General features: G+C 69.5%; 20 protein-coding genes. All 20 read left to right on the top strand.

The genetic code is table 11. The annotated features are described in order from the left end of the window. Window positions 1-14: 14 nt before the first annotated feature. Genes AC1DYD_RS26565 through AC1DYD_RS26470 form a run of 20 tightly spaced genes read left to right on the top strand, consistent with a single transcriptional unit; the run spans window position 15 to window position 17,578 of the window. Window positions 15-632 (top strand): HupE/UreJ family protein, encoded by a 618-nt coding sequence (locus AC1DYD_RS26565; RefSeq protein WP_478175749.1) that lies wholly within the window; start codon window positions 15-17, stop codon window positions 630-632. A 32-nt stretch (window positions 633-664) separates the two neighbouring features. Further along, window positions 665-1,393, top strand: coding sequence for a Ni/Fe-hydrogenase, b-type cytochrome subunit (cybH, locus tag AC1DYD_RS26560; protein ID WP_478093646.1), 729 nt, complete (start codon window positions 665-667; stop codon window positions 1,391-1,393). A 4-nt stretch (window positions 1,394-1,397) separates the two neighbouring features. Further along, window positions 1,398-2,033, top strand: a complete 636-nt coding sequence (locus AC1DYD_RS26555; RefSeq protein ID WP_478175748.1) for a HyaD/HybD family hydrogenase maturation endopeptidase — start codon at window positions 1,398-1,400, stop codon at window positions 2,031-2,033. A 7-nt stretch (window positions 2,034-2,040) separates the two neighbouring features. Further along, complete coding sequence (locus AC1DYD_RS26550) at window positions 2,041-2,385, top strand: HypC/HybG/HupF family hydrogenase formation chaperone (RefSeq protein ID WP_478175747.1); 345 nt, start codon at window positions 2,041-2,043, stop codon at window positions 2,383-2,385. Beyond that, window positions 2,382-2,885 carry a hydrogenase gene (locus AC1DYD_RS26545; RefSeq protein ID WP_478175746.1) on the top strand — a complete coding sequence of 168 codons (504 nt, stop codon included), beginning with the start codon at window positions 2,382-2,384 and terminating at the stop codon, window positions 2,883-2,885. The genes AC1DYD_RS26550 and AC1DYD_RS26545 overlap by 4 nt, the downstream gene beginning before the upstream one ends. 10 nt (window positions 2,886-2,895) lie before the next feature. Then, window positions 2,896-3,762: a hydrogenase expression/formation protein gene (locus AC1DYD_RS26540; RefSeq protein WP_478175784.1), complete on the top strand. Its 867-nt coding sequence runs from the start codon at window positions 2,896-2,898 to the stop codon at window positions 3,760-3,762. Further along, entirely contained in the window at window positions 3,759-4,001 is a 243-nt protein-coding gene (locus tag AC1DYD_RS26535; protein ID WP_478167122.1) for a rubredoxin, read from the top strand. The genes AC1DYD_RS26540 and AC1DYD_RS26535 overlap by 4 nt, the downstream gene beginning before the upstream one ends. Continuing rightward, a complete protein-coding gene (gene hybE, locus AC1DYD_RS26530; RefSeq protein WP_478175745.1) occupies window positions 3,998-4,552 on the top strand; it encodes a [NiFe]-hydrogenase assembly chaperone HybE in 555 nt (184 codons plus the stop codon). Before AC1DYD_RS26535 ends, hybE begins: the two co-directional genes overlap by 4 nt. After that, entirely contained in the window at window positions 4,549-5,688 is a 1,140-nt protein-coding gene (locus AC1DYD_RS26525; RefSeq protein WP_478175744.1) for a hypothetical protein, read from the top strand. Before hybE ends, AC1DYD_RS26525 begins: the two co-directional genes overlap by 4 nt. Next, a complete protein-coding gene (gene hypA / locus AC1DYD_RS26520) occupies window positions 5,681-6,028 on the top strand; it encodes a hydrogenase maturation nickel metallochaperone HypA (protein WP_478175743.1) in 348 nt (115 codons plus the stop codon). The genes AC1DYD_RS26525 and hypA overlap by 8 nt, the downstream gene beginning before the upstream one ends. 11 nt (window positions 6,029-6,039) lie before the next feature. Continuing rightward, window positions 6,040-6,897 (top strand): hydrogenase nickel incorporation protein HypB, encoded by an 858-nt coding sequence (gene hypB / locus AC1DYD_RS26515; RefSeq protein ID WP_478175742.1) that lies wholly within the window; start codon window positions 6,040-6,042, stop codon window positions 6,895-6,897. A gap of 5 nt (window positions 6,898-6,902) precedes the next feature. Beyond that, the gene (locus AC1DYD_RS26510) at window positions 6,903-8,060 is read left to right on the top strand and encodes a Kae1-like domain-containing protein (RefSeq protein WP_478175741.1); all 1,158 of its coding nucleotides are present in this window, start codon (window positions 6,903-6,905) and stop codon (window positions 8,058-8,060) included. Further along, the gene (locus AC1DYD_RS26505) at window positions 8,051-8,296 is read left to right on the top strand and encodes a HypC/HybG/HupF family hydrogenase formation chaperone (protein ID WP_478175740.1); all 246 of its coding nucleotides are present in this window, start codon (window positions 8,051-8,053) and stop codon (window positions 8,294-8,296) included. Before AC1DYD_RS26510 ends, AC1DYD_RS26505 begins: the two co-directional genes overlap by 10 nt. Further along, window positions 8,293-9,447 carry a hydrogenase formation protein HypD gene (hypD, locus tag AC1DYD_RS26500; RefSeq protein ID WP_478167129.1) on the top strand — a complete coding sequence of 385 codons (1,155 nt, stop codon included), beginning with the start codon at window positions 8,293-8,295 and terminating at the stop codon, window positions 9,445-9,447. The genes AC1DYD_RS26505 and hypD overlap by 4 nt, the downstream gene beginning before the upstream one ends. Window positions 9,448-9,500: 53 nt before the next feature. Further along, the gene (hypE, locus tag AC1DYD_RS26495; protein ID WP_478175783.1) at window positions 9,501-10,493 is read left to right on the top strand and encodes a hydrogenase expression/formation protein HypE; all 993 of its coding nucleotides are present in this window, start codon (window positions 9,501-9,503) and stop codon (window positions 10,491-10,493) included. A 6-nt stretch (window positions 10,494-10,499) separates the two neighbouring features. Then, a complete protein-coding gene (locus AC1DYD_RS26490; protein WP_478175739.1) occupies window positions 10,500-12,308 on the top strand; it encodes an enoyl-CoA hydratase-related protein in 1,809 nt (602 codons plus the stop codon). Beyond that, window positions 12,305-13,753, top strand: coding sequence for a sigma-54-dependent transcriptional regulator (locus AC1DYD_RS26485; protein WP_478175738.1), 1,449 nt, complete (start codon window positions 12,305-12,307; stop codon window positions 13,751-13,753). The genes AC1DYD_RS26490 and AC1DYD_RS26485 overlap by 4 nt, the downstream gene beginning before the upstream one ends. 4 nt (window positions 13,754-13,757) lie before the next feature. Continuing rightward, the gene (locus tag AC1DYD_RS26480; protein ID WP_478157720.1) at window positions 13,758-14,771 is read left to right on the top strand and encodes an NADH-quinone oxidoreductase subunit B family protein; all 1,014 of its coding nucleotides are present in this window, start codon (window positions 13,758-13,760) and stop codon (window positions 14,769-14,771) included. Window positions 14,772-14,780: 9 nt separating this feature from the next. Continuing rightward, window positions 14,781-16,238, top strand: coding sequence for a nickel-dependent hydrogenase large subunit (locus AC1DYD_RS26475; protein WP_478175737.1), 1,458 nt, complete (start codon window positions 14,781-14,783; stop codon window positions 16,236-16,238). Then, on the top strand, window positions 16,238-17,578 hold the full coding sequence (locus tag AC1DYD_RS26470) for a sensor histidine kinase (protein WP_478175736.1): 1,341 nt from the start codon (window positions 16,238-16,240) through the stop codon (window positions 17,576-17,578). The genes AC1DYD_RS26475 and AC1DYD_RS26470 overlap by 1 nt, the downstream gene beginning before the upstream one ends. The last annotated feature ends 5 nt before the right edge of the window (window positions 17,579-17,583 follow it).

The following is a 17,583-nucleotide window of genomic DNA, read 5'->3' as shown; positions in this document are numbered from 1 at the left end:
ACGGAGACAAGCACATGCAGATTCAGACAGCACGCAGCACCCGCGCTCGGGTGTCGGTGGCCAAGGCCCTGGCCGCGGCCTTCGCGCTCGCGCTCGCCTCGGCGGCGCAGGCCCATCCCGGCCACGGCACCGAAGGCTTTGCCGCCGGGCTCGCACACCCGCTCGGCGGCCTCGATCATCTGCTCGCCATGGTGGCGGTGGGAATGTGGTCGGTGGTCGCGCTGCCGAAGGGCTGGCGCGCCGCAGGTCCGGCGGCATTCCTCGCGACGCTGCTGCTCGGCGCCGGGCTGGCCATCCGCGGCATCGGGTTGCCGGCGGTCGAGGCGGGCGTCGCGCTGAGCGTGGTCGCGCTCGCGGCGTTGCTGCTGGGCGCCCGGCGCATCGCACCGATGGCCGGCCTGGCACTGGTCGCGCTCGCCGGGGTGCTGCACGGCCATGCACACGGCGGTGAATTGGCCGGCGGCCATTCGTTCATGGCCTACGCGGCCGGTTTCCTGCTGGCCTCGACGCTGCTGCACGCCGTGGGCCTGGGCGCCGGCGCCGCGCTGCAGCGGTTGCCGGGCTGGGCCTGGCGCACGGCGACCGCGCTGATCGGCGGCAGCGGGCTGCTGATGCTCGCGGCGCGCCTCTGACGCCGGCGCGCACACCATCCCGGGACCAAGCCATGAATACAACCTCCTCCCCCGTTGCCCCGGCCCGCGGCGGCGACGACAGCGCCGTGGCGCACGGCCGGTCGATCAAGTCGGTCTATGTGTACGAGGCACCGGTGCGCATCTGGCACTGGATCAACGCGCTCGCGATCACGGTGCTGGCCATCACCGGCTACTTCATCGGCTCACCGCTGCCGACCCAGCCCGGCGAGGCCAGCGCGAACTTCCTGATGGGCTACATCCGCTTTGCCCATTTCGCGGCGGGCTACTTGCTGGCGGTCGGGCTGCTCGGGCGCATCTATTGGGCCGTGGTCGGCAACCACCACGCGCGCGAGCTGTTCTGGGTGCCGATCTTCCAGCGCGTCTACTGGCAGGAGATCTGGGGCATGGTGAAGTGGTACGCGTTCGTCAGCGCGCGACCCGGGCGCTACGTGGGCCACAACCCGCTGGCGCGTTTCGCGATGTTTTTCGGTTTCCTCCTGCTGATTGTCTTCATGATCGTCACCGGCTTCGCGCTGTATGCGGAAGGCGCCCAGCGCGGCTCCTGGCAGGACCGACTGTTCGGCTGGGTCATCCCGCTGTTCGGGCAGTCGCAGGATGTGCATACCTGGCACCACCTCGGCATGTGGGGGCTGATCGTGTTCGTAATCCTGCATGTGTACGCCGCGATCCGGGAGGACATCATGGGCCGCTCCAGCGTGGTCAGCACGATGATCTCCGGCCATCGCACGTTCAAGGACTGAGCCCATGTCGCAGGATGAATCCGTTTGCGTGCTCGGCATCGGCAACGTGCTGTGGGCCGACGAGGGATTCGGCGTGCGCTGCGTCGAAGCCCTGCAGCAACGCTGGGAGTTCGCACCGCATGTGGCGCTGATCGATGGCGGCACGCAGGGCCTCTACCTGATCCAGCACATCCAGCAGGCCAGCCGCCTGCTGATCTTCGACGCCATCGACTACGGCCTGCCGCCCGGCACGCTCAAGCTGATCGAGGACGACGAAGTGCCTCGCTTCATGGGCGCCAAGAAGATGAGCCTGCACCAGACCGGCTTCCAGGAAGTGCTCATGCTGGCGCAACTCACCGAGCGCTATCCACGGCACGTGCTGCTTGTCGGCTGCCAGCCCGAGGAGCTGGACGACTACGGCGGCAGCCTGCGCCCGACCGTGAGACTTGCGATGGAGGATGCCCTCGCGCTCGGCGTCGACGCACTGCGGCGCTGGGGTGCCGCCCCGCGACCGCGCAGGCAGCCGCTGGACGGCGCCGAAGTCGTGACCTTCCGCCAGCTCGACCTCGGGCGCTATGAGGCCGGACGACCGGCCGAGGACGCCGCCTGCCGCCGCGGCGACGAACGCTTCCTGCCGGCGCCAGCGCGGCAGGAGGCCTGAGCGCGCCATGTGCATCGGGATCCCCATGCAGGTCATCGCCGTCGAGCCTGGACACGCCCTCTGCGCCGGACGGGGCGAGCAACGACGCGTCCGGACCGCGCTGGTGACGCAGCCGGCTGTCGGCGACTGGGTGCTGGTCTTTCTCGACAGCGTCCGCGAGCGCATCGATGCGCGGCGCGCCAGCGAGATCGACGCCACGCTCGACCTGCTTGCGGCGGCGCAGGCCGGCGCCGCGAGCGGTGCATCGGCTGCGTTCGACCTTCCTTCCAGCGCCAGCGCGCAAGACCTCCTCGCGCTGTGCGGCCAGCAGCCGCCGCGCCTGGCCACCGAACTCACCGAAAGACTTCCATGACACCCGAAATCACCGGCAGTGAAACGCTCGTCAACCTGCCGGTCCAGGCGCCGGAGCCCCGGCGCGAGGGCTCGGCCCTCATTGCGCGCCTGGTCGACGACTTCGGCGCGACCTGGGTCGACGACCAGAGCATCGACGCCTGGTCGGCCCTGGGGGGTGACCGCGTCGTGCTGTTCGCGGGCGACCCCGTGCGCTTTCCCGAGGGCCAGGACGTGGCCGCGGTGCTGCCCGAGTTGCAACGCAGCTTCCAAGGTCGCTTTGCCGTGGCTGTGGTGCCGCGCGACCTGGAGGAAAAGGTCGCGCGCCGTTTCGGCTCACAGCGCTGGCCCACGCTTCTGTTCCTGCGCGACGGCGGCTACGTCGGCACCGTGTCGGGCATGCACGACTGGGAGGTGTTCCTCCAGCGGGTCGAGAGCGCATTGGCGAGTCCGGTGACGCGCGCACCGACGATCGGCATCCCGGTGGTGAGCGCCACCGGCGCGGCCGCCTCCTGCCACTGAGGACCGCATGATGAAAGACTTCCCGATTCCCGTGCACACCATCGGCCCCGGCTCCCAGCCCGAAGAAGAAGAGCTCGCCTACATGGCGATGCCGCAGGGCATGGAAACCTTTCGCGCACCCGTGCTGCCGGAACCCGAGGAAATCGCAGCCCACCAGCCGGCGCACGCTGCGCTGCGCGACGCGCTTGCGCAACTGGCGGTCGTTTGCCGCGAAGGCGGCAACCGCCGCATAGCGCTCGACGGTCTTGCACCGGGCGACCTTGCCCTCGTCAACCAGGTTCTCGGCGAGGGCGAAGTCAGCGCCCTGGTGCGGCACGAGGGCTCGCCGCAGCGCGAGCTGCGGGCCCAGGAGGCGGTCTTCGCCGGCGTCTGGCGCGTGATCGGATCGGTCGACGGCGTGGTTGCGACCGATTGCATCGAACTTGGCGCCATTCCCGATGCGCTGAAGGAAGTTGCACGCGAAGACGTTGCGCCCGTCGTTGCGCGCTGGTCGGGTGCGTTGCCGCCCAACGTGCAGAACGCGCCGGCCGTCCTGGCCGAGATCGAGGACCATTGGCGCGCCTGGGTGCCGGGCCGCCCCGCGCAGGTCATCAACCTCACATTGCTGCCGATGTCGGTGGAGGACATCGGATTCCTCGATCATCACCTGGGCACCGGCCGCGTGCTCATCCTGTCGCGCGGCTATGGCAACTGCCGCATCACGAATACACGAATGCCGCACTGCTGGCGCGTCGTCTACTACAACTCGCAGGACGTGGTGATCCTGAACACGGTCGAGATCGGCGACCTGCCCGAAGTTGCCCAGGCCGCGCGCGAGGACCTGGAGGACTCGCACGAGCGGTTGGCGGAGGTGCTGCAGTGGCTCGAGAGCGCATGACCGCCAGCAGTCCTGCCCGGTTCGAGGGCAGCTATCTCGGCGACCGCGCCAAGCTGGGCGCCTCGGCACGGCTCGAATGCAAGATCTGCTGGTGGGTGTACGACCCGGCGCTCGGCGACGACATCTGGCAGATCGCCCCCGGCACCGCGTTCACCGCGCTGCCGCCCTACTGGCGCTGCCCGCAATGCGACGGCGACGCCGACCAGTTCATGGTCCTCGACGACGCGAGCCCGCCATGACCGGCGCCGATCGCACCGGACACGCCGAGCTGACGCTGCGGACGCGGGCGCTCCAAGCGGTGTTCGCGGACATCTCGCGCTCGCGCGTGGCCGGCCTGCCCTTCATGAACACCGCACTGCAGGTGGAAGCGGTCGGCTTCGGGCTCGAACCGGCACCCCCGCGCGATGATGCGCAACACCGGCCGGATCCCCGGGCCGCGACCGGCATCCTGGTCACGCCCTGGTTCATGAACCTGGTGTGGCTGCCGGTCGCGCGATGCGACACGCCCGCACTGAGCGGCACGACACGCGTGCGCAACATCGGGCACGCGCAGTTCATCTTCACGGGCTCGCACGAAGACGGTCTCGGGTCGTTCGAAGCCTGCTCGATGTTCTCGCCCATGTTCGAGTTCGCAACGCAGGCCGACGCGATCGCCACCGCCTGGGCGCTGCTGGCTCAGCTGCGCCGACGTGCCGACGCACCGCCCGACGCACGCCCGGACTCCGCGTTGGCGGCGCCGGCCCGGCGCGCTTTTCTGCTCGGGTGCGCTGCCCAGGAACATGCGCCGTGAATACGGTCCAGGTCCTCGGGGGCATGCTGCAGGTGCGGCCGGGGCTGCGACGCCCGCACACCCTCGCCAGCAGCCGCCACGCCCTCGCCGGCCTGTTGTTGACGGGTCAACCTGCGACCGCAGCGCCGCGCATGCTGAGCAGTCTGTTCACCTTGTGTGGCCACGCCCACGCCTTGTGCAGCGCGCTGGCGCTGGCGGCGGCGCAAGGGCAGGAAGCATCCGCATCCGTGGCGCAGTTGCATGCGCTGCGATGGGAGACGGCGCGCGATCACGCGCTGCGCATCGGCCTCGACTGGCCGGTCGAATTGTGCGTGCCAGGCGCAGTACAGGCATCGGCCGACGACGACCGCAATCCGCTGCTGGGCTGTCCGTGGCTGGCCGGCGCGGCGCGGTCGCAGGGCGATGTCGATCGGGCCGCCTGGCTCTCGCATCTGCTGGGCACCTCGCCGGCCGCCTGGCTGGCACTCTGGGAACAAGAAACTGCCGGGTGGCTCGCTCAATGGTGTGAGCGCAATCACGGTTGGCTGCCCGCATTGCTGCGCGCCTGCGCTCCGCTCGCGATCGACCCGTTGCTGCCCGCGGCGCCGCTGCGTCCGCACACCAGCCCGGCGGACCTGCATGCTCTCGCGGCCGGAATGGGCACCACGTTCGACGCCACCGCGCCCACCTGGCGCGGCCAATGTGCCGAGACCGGAAGCTGGACCCGGTTGCACGACCGGCGCACCGAACCGCCTGCGAACGCATGGGAACGGCTCGGCGCACGCATCGCCGAACTGGCACGGCTTTCCCTGCCGGACACGCCAAGTCGCAGCGGCGCAGCGTGGCTGGCCACGGGCGCGTTGCAGACCGGTCCTGGCGAAGGGCTGGCATGGGTCGAAATGGCGCGCGGCCTGCTGCTCCATCGCGTGCGCGTCGAAGGACCGCCCGGTGACCGGCGCGTGGCCGGCTACGAGGTCGTGGCCCCGACAGACTGGAACTTTCATGCCCACGGCGCCGTGGCGCATGCGCTCGAGCGCATGCCCGCAACGGGCAGCGAAGCGCAGGCGTCGGTGCGCATCCTGATGGCGGCGTACGATCCGTGCGTGCGCTTCGCGATCGAAGCGCACGCAGCGACCACGGAGTACCACCATGCATGAAGCCAGTCTGGCCGGCGGCATCCTGAAACTTGTCGAAGACGCGGCGCGCCGGGAGGGATTCCAGCGCGTCACCGCGCTGCGGCTGGAAGCCGGACGGCTCTGTGGCGTGGAGACGCGTGCCCTGCGTTTCGCGCTGGAGGCGATCGCACCTCGAACCTGCCTGGAGGGCGCGTCGATCGACATCCGCGAGCCGCCCGGCACCGCATGGTGCCTCCCATGTGGCGCCAGCGTGGAGATCCAGCGGCGCGGCGATGCCTGCCCGCGCTGCCGCAGCCATCAGCTTCAGGCCACGGGCGGCACCGAGCTGCGCGTGCTCGAGCTGCAAGTCGAAGATCTATAAGGAGACCCACCATGTGTGTCGTTTGCGGATGCGCTGAAACTGAACACGAACACGGCCATGATCATGATCATGATCACGATCACGGGCACGGGCGAGATCATTCCCCCCACGGCGACCTGCATTTCGGTTCAGGCGCGGCCCGCGTATCGGTGCCTGGCCTGAGTCAGGAGCGCACGATCCGGCTGGAAGCCGACATCCTCGGCGAGAACAACCGCATCGCCGCGCGCAACCGCAGCCACTTCGACGCTCACGGCGTGCACGCGCTGAACCTGCTGTCCAGCCCCGGATCGGGCAAGACCACCCTGCTGTGCGCCACCATCGACGCACTGCGGGCGCGCCACCCGGAGATGGATATCTCGGTCATCGAAGGAGACCAGCAGACGAGTTTCGACGCCGAGCGAATCCGCGCGACCGGCGTGCCGGCAGTCCAGGTGAACACCGGCAAGGGCTGCCACCTGGACGCGCCGATGGTCGCGCATGCCTTCGCGCAGTTGCACAGCCACGCCCATGACCCCGCGCACGCGGACGACCGCAGCCTGCTGTTCATCGAGAACGTCGGCAACCTCGTCTGCCCGGCCCTGTGGGACCTCGGCGAGGCCGCCAAGGTGGTGCTGCTGTCGGTCACGGAGGGCGAAGACAAGCCGCTCAAGTACCCGGACATGTTCGCGGCCGCCCGGCTGATGGTGCTCACCAAGATCGACCTGCTGCCTCATCTGCGCTTCGACGTGGCACGCTGCATCGACGGCGCGCGCCACGTCAATCCGGCCATCGAAGTGATCCAGTTGTCCGCCACCAGCGGCGAAGGCATGGGTGCCTGGCTCGACTGGCTCGCCGGCGCGGACGACGACACCGGCCCGCTCGGCGCCTGAAGTCGATGCAACAGCCGCTTCCCGCCGTGCTGGCCTGCGGCGCATGGCTCAAGAACACCGCATGCCTGCTTGGGCATCGCCAGGCGCGCTGGTCTGCGCTGCACGGGGACCTGCAGGACCCGACAGCCTGCCGTCGACTGGAGGCCTCGCTGCGGTCGCTCGCGCGCGACGCACGTGACGCGCAGGCGCCGGTGGCCGCGCTGGCGCATGACCTGCATCCCGACTTCTTCAGCACGCGCATCGCCATCGCCCTGGCGCACGAGTGGGGCGTACCGGCAATCGCCGTGCAACACCACCACGCACACATCGCGGCCGTGATCGCCGAACACGACCTGGACGAGCCGGTCATCGGCCTCGCCCTCGACGGCGTCGGTCTCGGCAGCGACGGCACGGCCTGGGGCGGCGAGCTGCTGCGGGTCGACGGCAACGGCTGGGACCGCCTGGGCAGCCTGTGGCCGCTGGCGCTGCCCGGCGGCGATGTCGCGGCACGCGAACCCTGGCGCATGGCGGCGTCGGCCCTGCACGCGCTCGGCGCCGGCGACGGGATTGCCGACCGGTTCTCGCCGAGTGTCGGGCCTGCCTTGGCCGGCGGGGTGCAGCGCATGCTCGCCGCCGCTTTGAATTGCCCGCCCACGAGCAGCACCGGTCGCTGGTTCGACGCGGCGGCCGGCGCGCTGGGGCTGAGCGTGCGCCAGGCCCACGAGGCCGAAGCTGCGATGGCGCTCGAGGCGGCGGCCGCACGCTGGCTGGCCGGGCACACGGTCACAGCGACCGCCGCCTGGCCGGACGCCGGCAACCTGCGGCTGCTCGATCCGCGCCCGTTGCTGGAGCGACTGTTCGCCTGGCCCATGCCGCAACGCAACGCCGACGAGGCCGCGGCCTGGTTCCACCTGTCGCTAGCGCAGGGCCTGGCCGGCTGGGCCGCGGCCGCGGCACGCCAGGCCGGGTGCGGCACCGTCTGCCTCGGCGGCGGCTGCTTCTTCAACGCGATCCTGCGCATCGAGGTGACGCAGGGGCTCCAGGCGCGCGGGCTTCGCGTGCTGTCGGCCGGCCGTTCGGGTTGCGGCGACGCGGCCCTCGCGCTGGGCCAGGCCTGGGTCGCCGCCCACAGCCTGCGCGCACGAACCTTCCTCACCCCACGAAAAGCCATGCCATGTGCCTAGCCATTCCCACTCAATTGATCGAACTGCGACCGGGCGCGCTGGCGCTGGTCGAGCTCGGCGGCATCCGCAAGGAAATCTCGGTCGCGCTGGTGCCAGACGCGGTCGTCGGCGACTACGTGATCGTGCACGTCGGCCACGCGATCGGCCAGATCGACCCCGAAGAGGCCGAGCGAACGCTGGCGATCTTCGGCGCGCTGGCGCAACGCGATGCCGAGAACGGAGCGACCCTGCCATGAAATACATCGACGAGTTCCGCGACGGCGCGATTGCAAGAAGGATCGCCGACCGCCTGCACGCCGAGGCGCTGCCGCAACGCCAGTACAGCTTCATGGAGTTCTGCGGTGGCCACACGCACGCGATCTCGCGCTACGGCATCAGCGAACTGCTGCCCGCGAACGTGCGCATGATCCACGGCCCCGGCTGTCCGGTGTGCGTGCTGCCGATCGGCCGCATCGACCTGGCGATCCAGCTCGCGCTCGAACACGGTGCCATCGTCTGCACCTACGGCGATACGATGCGCGTGCCGGCTTCCGACGGCCTCTCCCTGGTGCGCGCCAAGGCGCGCGGCGGCGACATCCGCATGGTCTACTCGGGCGCCGACGCACTCGAGATCGCGCGCCGCGAGCCGGATCGCGAAGTCGTCTTCTTCGCGATCGGCTTCGAGACCACGACACCGCCGACCGCGTTGACGATCCGGACCGCTCAGCAAGAGGCACTGAAGAACTTCAGCGTGCTGTGCTGCCATGTGCTCACGCCCTCGGCGATCACGCACATCCTCGAATCGCCGGAGGTGCGGCAGTTCGGCACCGTGCCGATCGACGGCTTCGTCGGGCCGGCGCATGTCAGCATCGTCATCGGCTCGGCGCCCTACGAGCACTTCGCGCAGGAGTATCGCAAGCCGGTCGTGATCGCCGGATTCGAACCGCTGGACGTGATGCAGGCGGTGCTGATGCTGGTGCGGCAGGTCAACGAGGGCCGCACCGAGGTCGAGAACGAGTTCACCCGCGCGGTGAACCGCGACGGCAACCTGCACGCGCAGGCGCTGGTCTCGCAGGTGTTCGAGTTGCGCAGCAGCTTCGAGTGGCGCGGCCTCGGCGAGGTGCCGTACAGCGCGTTGAAGATCCGCCCGGCATACGCCGGGTTCGATGCCGAACGCCGCTTCGGCCTCGGCTACCGGCCGGTTCCTGACAACAAGGCCTGCGAATGCGGCGCGATCCTGCGCGGCGTCAAGAGGCCGACCGACTGCAAGATCTTCGGCACCGTCTGCACGCCGGAGAACCCCGTCGGTTCGTGCATGGTCTCGTCCGAAGGCGCATGCGCGGCGCACTACTCGTACGGACGCTTCAAGGACATCGCGATCAAGGTCGAAGCGGAGGCGCAAGCGTGAACACCAAGAAGGACTACGTTCGCCCGCTCGACATCCGCCACGGCCGCGTCGACATGGGTCACGGCGCCGGCGGCCGGGCGGCCGCGCAGTTGATCGAGGAGTTGTTTGTCGCCGCGTTCGACAACGAATACCTGCGCCAGGGCGACGACGGAGCGACTCTGACGATTCCCGTCGGCGCCAAGCTCGTGATGGCGACCGACGGCCACGTCGTCTCGCCGCTGTTCTTTCCCGGCGGCGATGTCGGCTCGCTTTCGGTGCACGGCACGCTCAACGACGTGGCGATGTGCGGCGCGACGCCGCTCTACCTCGCGGCGAGCTTCATCCTCGAGGAAGGCTTTCCGCTCGCCGACCTGAAGCGCATCGTCGAGTCGATGGCGGCGGCCTCGCGCGCGGCCGGCGTGCCGGTGGTCACCGGCGACACCAAGGTGGTCGAGCAGGGCAAGGGCGATGGCGTGTTCATCAGCACCACCGGCATTGGCGTGGTCGCGGCCGGCGTGCGCATCTCGGGCGCGAACGCGCGCCCCGGCGACGTGGTGCTGCTCTCCGGCTCGATCGGCGAGCACGGCGTGGCGGTGCTCTCGAAGCGCGCATCGCTCGACTTCGAGACCACGATCGAATCCGACAGCGCCGCCCTGCACGGGCTGGTGGCGGCGATGCTCGCGGCCTCGAACGGCGTGCGCGTGCTGCGCGACCCGACCCGCGGTGGCCTGGCGACGACGCTGAACGAGATCGCGCGCCAGTCGAACGTGGGCATGCTGCTCGACGAGGCGGCGATCCCGGTGCGGCCGCAGGTCGAGGCGGCCTGCGAGCTGCTCGGGCTGGATCCGCTCTACATCGCGAACGAAGGCAAGCTGATCGCCATCTGCGCACCCGACTCTGCCGACGCGGTGCTGGCCGCGATGCGCGCACACCCGCTGGGCTCGCAGGCGGCGCGCATCGGCAGGGTCACCGAAGACCCGCACCGCTTCGTGCAGATGGAAACGAGCTTCGGCGGCCGCCGTGTCGTCGATTGGCTGAGCGGCGAGCAGCTGCCGCGCATCTGTTGAGACGCCATGCACGCGCAACCCAAGCGGCGAGCTTCAGCGGCGTTCATGGCTGAAATGACGCACGTGCCGCTCCGGATCCTGCTGCTGTGCCACAGCTTCAACAGCCTGAGCCAGCGCTTGTTCTGCGAGTTGCGCGCGCTGGGCTGCGAGGTCTCGGTCGAGTTCGACATCGCCGATCGCGTCACCGAGGAGGCGATCGAACTGTTCCGCCCCGCATTGGTGATCGCGCCGTTCCTGAAGCGGCTGATCCCGGCCTCGGTGTGGCAGCGCCAGCCCTGCCTGATCGTGCACCCCGGGCCGGTTGGCGACCGCGGCCCCGCGGCGCTCGACTGGGCGGTGCGTGAAGACCACGCCGCCTGGGGGGTGACCGTGCTGCAGGCGAACGAGGCCTTCGATGCCGGCCCGGTGTGGGCCCACGCAGGCTTCGCGATGCGGGCCGCCGCGAAGGGCAGCCTTTACCGGCGCGAAGTGACCGGGGCGGCGGTCGATGCGGTCCTGCGCAGCGTGACGCAATTCGCGGCCGGCGGCACCGGCGGCGAACGGCCAGGCGAGCAAAGGGCCTCGATCTGGCGCGGCCCGCTGCGCCAGGCCGAGCGGCGCATCGACTGGTCGGGCGACACGACGGCCACCGTGCTCGCGAAGATCCGCAGCGCCGATGGCCAGCCCGGCGTCCAGGACCAGCTCTTTGGCCAGCACTGCCACCTGTTCGACGCCCACCCGGCCACCTCGCAGGCGCTTGCCACGCTACCGCCCGGCGCGTTGATCGGACGCCGCGACGGCGCCGTGCTGCGCCGCACGACCGATGGGGCGGTCTGGATCGGCCACGCGAGCCTCTCCGCGGCCTGCGGCGGCAAGGCTTTCAAACTGCCTTGCGAGCTCGCGTTCGGCGCCGCCTTCGAGGCGCTGCCTGCGCTGCCAGTACCGCTGGAGCGGGCGAGCGACGAGTGGGGCGAGATTCGCTACCGTGAATTCGGCATGCCGGGCGCGCGCGTCGGCTGCCTGTCTTTCGAGTTCTACAACGGCGCGATGTCGACCGCGCAATGCCGCCGCCTGCTCGCCGCCTGGCACGATGCCGCCAGCCGCGACACCCGCGTGCTGATGCTGCTGGGCGGCGCCGACTTCTTCAGCAACGGCATCCACCTGAACTGCATCGAGGCCGCGGCGCACCGCGAGGGCGACAGCGCCGCCGACGAATCGATGCGCAACATCGAGGCGATGGACGACCTTGCCGAAGCCGTCATCCGCACCACCGACCGGTTGACCATCGCGCTGCTGCGCGGCAACGCCGGTGCCGGCGGGGCCTTCCTGGCGCTCGCGGCCGACGAGGTCTGGGCACACCGCGGGGTGGTGCTGAACGCGCACTACAAGAGCATGGGCAACCTGTACGGCTCGGAGTACTGGACCTATCTGCTGCCGCGCCGCCTCGGCGCCGAGGGCGCGATCGCACTGATGGCCAGCCGCCTGCCCCTGGGCGCGCCACAAGCCCTGTCGATCCGACTCATCGACCGGTGCATGGGTGAAACCGCGACCGATCTCGAAGCGCTGGCAACCACCGAGGCGATGGCACTCGCCGCAGCGCACAATATTGACGATCGAATCACTGCGAAGGCACGGCGGCGCGCTGCTGACGAGGCCGCGCGCCCTCTCGCCGACTACCGCCGCCATGAGATTTCACGCATGCATCGCAATTTCTACGGCTTCGACCCGAGCTTTCACATCGCGCGGTACCACTTCGTCCACAAGCTGCCGATGGCATGGACGCCCCGGCACCTGGCCCGGCACCGCGACGGCGTGAAGGCCGCGAGCCCCGGATGATGCCCGTGACGCCGATGCCGACCGTTCTGGTCGTCGATGACGAGGTTCGCTCGCAGGACGCGATCCGTCGCACGCTCGACGAGGAGTTCACCGTGCTGACGGCCGACGATGCAGGCCAGGCCCGCCAGCAGCTCGAACGCCAGCCGGTCAGCGTGATCCTCTGCGACCAGCGCATGCCCGGCGAGACCGGGGTCACTTTCCTGAAGGAAGTGCGCGAGCGCTGGCCCGACACCGTGCGCATCGTGATCTCGGGCTATACCGATTCCGAGGACATCATCGCCGGCATCAATGACGCGGGCATCTACCAGTACCTGCTCAAGCCGTGGATCCCCGACCACCTGCTGAGCACCGTGCGCGAGGCGGCGGAAGCCCAGACGCTCCAGCGCGACATGAACCGGCTCGACCTGGAGTTGCGCACCAGCACGCCGGTACTGCGGCGCCGGGCCGCCAACAAGCTGGATCGGGCGCGCAACGCCTTCGACTTCGACCGAATCGAGCGCGCGGACGGCAGTCCGCTCGATGCGGTGTGCGAGCTGGCGGCACGCGTGGCACGCTACGACCTCAGCCTCCTGGTGCTGGGCGAGTCGGGCTCCGGCAAGGAATTGCTGGCGCGCGCGGTGCATTACGCCAGCCCGCGCGCGGCCGGACCGTTCGTCGTCGAGAACTGCGCGGCGATTCCCGATACGCTGCTCGAGTCGGAGCTGTTCGGCCACAAGCGGGGCGCTTTCACCGGCGCGTTCGATGACCACGTGGGACTGTTCCAGCGCGCCAACAGCGGCACCGTCTTTCTCGACGAGATCGGCGAAACCTCGGCGGCGTTCCAACTGCGCCTGCTGCGCGTGCTGCAGGAGGGCGAGGTGCGACCCGTGGGCTCGCCGCGCACCGTGCCGGTCGACGTGCGCGTGATCGCGGCGACCCACCGCAACCTCGAACAGCGGGTGCACGAAGGGCACTTCCGCGAGGATCTGTTCTACCGCGTCGCCTGCGTGACGATCACGGTCCCGCCGCTGCGCGAACGCGGTGGCGACATCGGGCCGATCGCTCGGCGGCTCGTGAGCGAGGTCGGCGTGGCGCTGGGGCGCCCTGGCGCCGCGCTCTCGGACGAGGCGATGGCCTGCCTCATGGCCTACCCCTGGCCCGGCAACATCCGCGAGCTGCGCAACGAGATCTCGCGCGCGGTGGCGCTCAGTGCCGACGACCTGATCGACGGCACCGCCTTCTCGTCGCGGGTCCTGCAGGGCCAGGCCGGGCGCACGGTCACGGCCGGCTCGACATCCCTGCCGGCCAGCGGTACGCTGGCCGAACGCCTCGATGCCATCGAGGCCATGGTGCTGCGCGAGACGCTGTTGCGGCACCGCTGGAACAAGACGCGGGTGGCCAAGGAACTGGGGCTCTCGCGGGTCGGGTTGCGTGGCAAGATGGCCCGCTTCGGGCTGGAAGGTTGAACCGATGGACAAGATGCCCCACTTCAATGTCCTGTGGCTGCAGTCGGGTGGCTGCGGCGGCTGCAGCATGTCGCTTCTGTGCGCCGACACGGCGGACTTCCACGGCCAACTGCGCGATGCCGGCATCAACCTGCTGTGGCACCCGTCGCTGTCGCTCGAAAGCGGCACCGAGTTGATCGACCTGCTCGAACGCGCCATCGATGGCCGCCTTCGTGTCGACGCGCTGTGCATCGAAGGATCGTTGCTGCGGGGTCCGAACAACACCGGCCGCTTCCATGTCCTCGCCGGCACCGGCATCCCGATGATCGACTGGGTCCGCCGGCTGGCTGCGACGGCGCGGCAGGTTGTCGCGATCGGCAGTTGCGCGGCCTGGGGCGGCATCACCGCAGGCGGGAGCAATCCGACCGATGCCTGCGGCCTGCAATACGACGACGATCGCCCCGGCGGCCTGCTCGGCGCGGCATTCCGTTGCGCCAGCGGCTTGCCTGTCATCAACGTGGCGGGCTGCCCGACCCATCCGGGGTGGGTCATCGACAGCCTGATGGCGCTCGCCGCCGGCCAGTTTTCCGCTGCCGACCTGGACTCCTTGAACCGGCCCCGCTTCTATGCCGACCAGCTGGTGCACCACGGCTGCACCCGCAACGAGTACTACGAGTTCAAGGCCAGCGCCGAGAAGCCGTCCGACCTCGGCTGCATGATGGAGCACATGGGCTGCAAGGGCACCCAGGTGCATGCCGACTGCAACACACGGCTCTGGAACGGGGAAGGCTCCTGCACCCGCGGCGGCTATGCCTGCATCGCCTGCACCGAGCCGGGCTTCCAGGAGCCCGGCCATCCATTCCACGAGACGCCCAAGATCGCCGGCATTCCCATCGGCCTGCCGACCGACATGCCCAAGGCCTGGTTCGTCGCGCTGGCGTCGCTGTCGAAATCGGCCACGCCCAAACGCGTGAAGACCAACGCCACCGCGGACCATATCAAGGTGGCGCCCGCGGTGCGCAAGACGCGCCTGCGCTAGCGTGCCGCCATGACACGCCTGCTCGTCGGCCCTTTCAATCGCGTCGAGGGAGACCTCGAGGTCTCCCTCGACATCGAGGATGGACGCGTGTCGTCCGCGCGCGTGAATTCGCCCATGTATCGGGGTTTCGAGCAGATCCTGCAGGGAAAGCGGCCACATGACGCACTGGTCTATGTGCCCCGAATCTGCGGCATCTGCTCGGTGTCGCAGTCCGTCGCCTCGGCCCGCGCTCTCGCGGACATGGGCGGGCTGAGGATGCCGCCGAACGGCCAGCACGTGACCAACGTGATCCTCGCCACCGAAAACCTGGCCGACCACCTGACGCATTTCTACCTGTTCTTCATGCCCGACTTCACGCGAGCCGTGTATGCCGGGCGGACGTGGCATGCCGAAGCCCTGCGTCGGTTCGACCCGACCACCGGCGAGCAGGCGCGTCGGGCCATCGCGGCGCGGCAGCGCTGGTTCACGATGCTCGGCCTGCTGGCCGGCAAGTGGCCGCATACGCAGAGCATCGAGCCCGGCGGCTCCACGCGCGCGGTCGATGGCGCCGAGCGCACGCGCCTGCTGGCGCGTATCCGCGAGTTCCGGCGCTTCCTCGAGCAGCAGTTGTTCGCGGCACCGCTGGAGCAGGTGCTGTCCCTCGCCAGCGCCGACGCGCTGTGGGCCTGGGATGCCCAGGCCCCCCTGCAGGGCGATTTCCGGATGTTCCTGGCCATCGCACGCGACACCGGCCTGATGGGCCTGGGTAGCGGCCCGGGCCGCTACCTGAGCTACGGCGCCTACCCCCAGCCCGACGGTGGGTTCGCGTTCCCGCGCGGCGTCTGGCATGCCGACGACGGCAAGCTCGGTGCGCTCGACGAGCGCAGCATCCGGGAAGACGCCACGCACGCATGGCTCGCGGACGACGGAGGCCCGCGCCATCCCGGAGACGGGCTGACGATACCCGCTGGCGACAAGCCGGGCGCCTACACCTGGAACAAGGCGCCCCGGCTCGACGGCCAGGTGGTGGAAACCGGCGCGATCGCGCGCCAGCTCGCCGCCGGGCATCCGCTGGTGGGCGAGATGGTGGGCCTGCATGGCGGCACCGTGTTCACCCGGGTCCTGGCACGCCTGCTCGAACTCGCCCGGGTGGTGCCCCTGATGGAGCAGTGGCTGCTCGCGCTGCGGCCCGGCGAACCCTACTGTGTCAGCGACGCCGTCCCCGACGAGGGCACCGGCATCGGCCTGAGCGAAGCGGCACGCGGCAGCCTGGGGCACTGGGTTTCGGTGCGCCGCGGCCACATTGCGAACTACCAGATCGTCGCACCCACGACCTGGAACTTTTCTCCAAGGGATGCCGCCGGCACGCCCGGTGCGCTCGAAAGCGCGCTCGAAGGTGCCCCGGTGCGCCAAGGCGAGACGACGCCCGTGTCGGTGCAGCACATCGTCCGCTCTTTCGACCCGTGCATGGTCTGCACTGTCCACTGATGCCGCCGCGCCGTACCGAACGCCCGAAGGCGGCGCCGAAAGGCGTGGACGATGCTACCTGGCTCGACGTGATCCAGAAGATGGACGAGGTCTACTCGCAACTGGTGCATGACGAGATCGAGCTCGAACAGAAGAACGACGAACTCGAACAATCGCAGCAATTCATCTTCAGCATCCTGTCCGCCATGTCGGACGTGCTGCTGGTCTGTACCGAAAATGGCGAGATCGAAGAGACGAACGCGGCGCTCTGCGAACTGGTGGGCCGCAGCGACATCGAACTGCGCGGTACCTCCTTGCTGGCCTTGCTGGCGGACGCCGACAGCATCGCGCGGGCCCAGGCGGTTCTGGTGAACTCCAGCCCCACGCGCCGCGGCGAGACCATCGAGCTGAATCTGTCGGCCGCCGATGGAAGCAGCGTGCCGGTCGACGCCAACTGCACGCCGCGTGTCACGCCTTCGGGCCGTCGCGTCGGCACGGTGTTCGTCGCCCGACCGACGGCCGAGTTGCGCCGCGCCTACCAGGAGCTGCGGTCGGCACACGATGCGCTGAAGCAGACCCAGCAGCAACTTCTGCACTCGGAAAAGATGGCCTCGCTGGGCAGGCTTGTCGCGGGTGTCGCGCACGAACTCAACAATCCGATCAGCTTCGTGCTGGGCAACGTGCACGCGCTGCGACGCTACAGCGAAAAGCTGCGCACCTACATGGCAGCCGTGCATGCCGGGCAGAATCTGGACGCGCTGCTGGAGCTGCGCACCCAGCTGCGCATCGAGCATCTGCTCGACGACCTGCCGTCCCTGATCGAGGGCACGCTGGAAGGAGCGCAGCGCACCGCGGCCATCGTGAACGGCCTGAAGCGGTTTTCGGCGATGGATCCGGAAGAGCGGACACGCGTCGACCTCAACGAAGTGGCCGAACGCGCCATTCTCTGGGTGTCCAAAGGCTCATCCCGGCCCCTGGAAGTCGACTGGCAGCCGATCTCTGCGTGTGTGGTCGAAGGAAGCCCCGGACAACTGCAGCAGGTCGTGATGAACCTGATCCAGAACGCCGTGGATGCAGCCAGCACATCCCAGCCGCCGCGCCCGCCGCATCTGTGGATCCAGGCCCGGGCCGGGCCGAAGGGCAACGTCCTCACCGTGCGCGACAACGGACCTGGCATCGCGCCGGAGCTTCTGTCGCGCATCTTCGATCCGTTCTTCACCACCAAGCCGGTCGGCAAGGGCACCGGTCTCGGCCTGTCCATCAGCTACGGGATCATCGAGCAGCATGGCGGAAAGTTGAGCGTTCGCAATCATCCGGAAGGCGGCGCGGAGTTCACTGTCGAACTGCCTGCCGCGAACTGACGGTG

This window comes from Variovorax sp. P4_B11, assembly GCF_056402355.1.
Note: the sequence above shows the minus strand (reverse complement) of the source record. Positions and strands in the feature narration are given on the sequence as shown.

What these genes read in the sequence shown, in the direction of transcription:
- AC1DYD_RS26565 (WP_478175749.1), top strand. Translation starts at nt 15, where the DNA reads ATGCAGATTCAGACAGCACGCAGCACCCGCGCTCGGGTGTCGGTGGCC.
- cybH (WP_478093646.1), top strand. Translation starts at nt 665, where the DNA reads ATGAATACAACCTCCTCCCCCGTTGCCCCGGCCCGCGGCGGCGACGAC.
- AC1DYD_RS26555 (WP_478175748.1), top strand. Translation starts at nt 1,398, where the DNA reads ATGTCGCAGGATGAATCCGTTTGCGTGCTCGGCATCGGCAACGTGCTG.
- AC1DYD_RS26550 (WP_478175747.1), top strand. Translation starts at nt 2,041, where the DNA reads ATGTGCATCGGGATCCCCATGCAGGTCATCGCCGTCGAGCCTGGACAC.
- AC1DYD_RS26545 (WP_478175746.1), top strand. Translation starts at nt 2,382, where the DNA reads ATGACACCCGAAATCACCGGCAGTGAAACGCTCGTCAACCTGCCGGTC.
- AC1DYD_RS26540 (WP_478175784.1), top strand. Translation starts at nt 2,896, where the DNA reads ATGAAAGACTTCCCGATTCCCGTGCACACCATCGGCCCCGGCTCCCAG.
- AC1DYD_RS26535 (WP_478167122.1), top strand. Translation starts at nt 3,759, where the DNA reads ATGACCGCCAGCAGTCCTGCCCGGTTCGAGGGCAGCTATCTCGGCGAC.
- hybE (WP_478175745.1), top strand. Translation starts at nt 3,998, where the DNA reads ATGACCGGCGCCGATCGCACCGGACACGCCGAGCTGACGCTGCGGACG.
- hypA (WP_478175743.1), top strand. Translation starts at nt 5,681, where the DNA reads ATGCATGAAGCCAGTCTGGCCGGCGGCATCCTGAAACTTGTCGAAGAC.
- hypB (WP_478175742.1), top strand. Translation starts at nt 6,040, where the DNA reads ATGTGTGTCGTTTGCGGATGCGCTGAAACTGAACACGAACACGGCCAT.
- AC1DYD_RS26510 (WP_478175741.1), top strand. Translation starts at nt 6,903, where the DNA reads ATGCAACAGCCGCTTCCCGCCGTGCTGGCCTGCGGCGCATGGCTCAAG.
- AC1DYD_RS26505 (WP_478175740.1), top strand. Translation starts at nt 8,051, where the DNA reads ATGTGCCTAGCCATTCCCACTCAATTGATCGAACTGCGACCGGGCGCG.
- hypD (WP_478167129.1), top strand. Translation starts at nt 8,293, where the DNA reads ATGAAATACATCGACGAGTTCCGCGACGGCGCGATTGCAAGAAGGATC.
- hypE (WP_478175783.1), top strand. Translation starts at nt 9,501, where the DNA reads ATGGGTCACGGCGCCGGCGGCCGGGCGGCCGCGCAGTTGATCGAGGAG.
- AC1DYD_RS26490 (WP_478175739.1), top strand. Translation starts at nt 10,500, where the DNA reads ATGCACGCGCAACCCAAGCGGCGAGCTTCAGCGGCGTTCATGGCTGAA.
- AC1DYD_RS26485 (WP_478175738.1), top strand. Translation starts at nt 12,305, where the DNA reads ATGATGCCCGTGACGCCGATGCCGACCGTTCTGGTCGTCGATGACGAG.
- AC1DYD_RS26480 (WP_478157720.1), top strand. Translation starts at nt 13,758, where the DNA reads ATGGACAAGATGCCCCACTTCAATGTCCTGTGGCTGCAGTCGGGTGGC.
- AC1DYD_RS26475 (WP_478175737.1), top strand. Translation starts at nt 14,781, where the DNA reads ATGACACGCCTGCTCGTCGGCCCTTTCAATCGCGTCGAGGGAGACCTC.
- AC1DYD_RS26470 (WP_478175736.1), top strand. Translation starts at nt 16,238, where the DNA reads ATGCCGCCGCGCCGTACCGAACGCCCGAAGGCGGCGCCGAAAGGCGTG.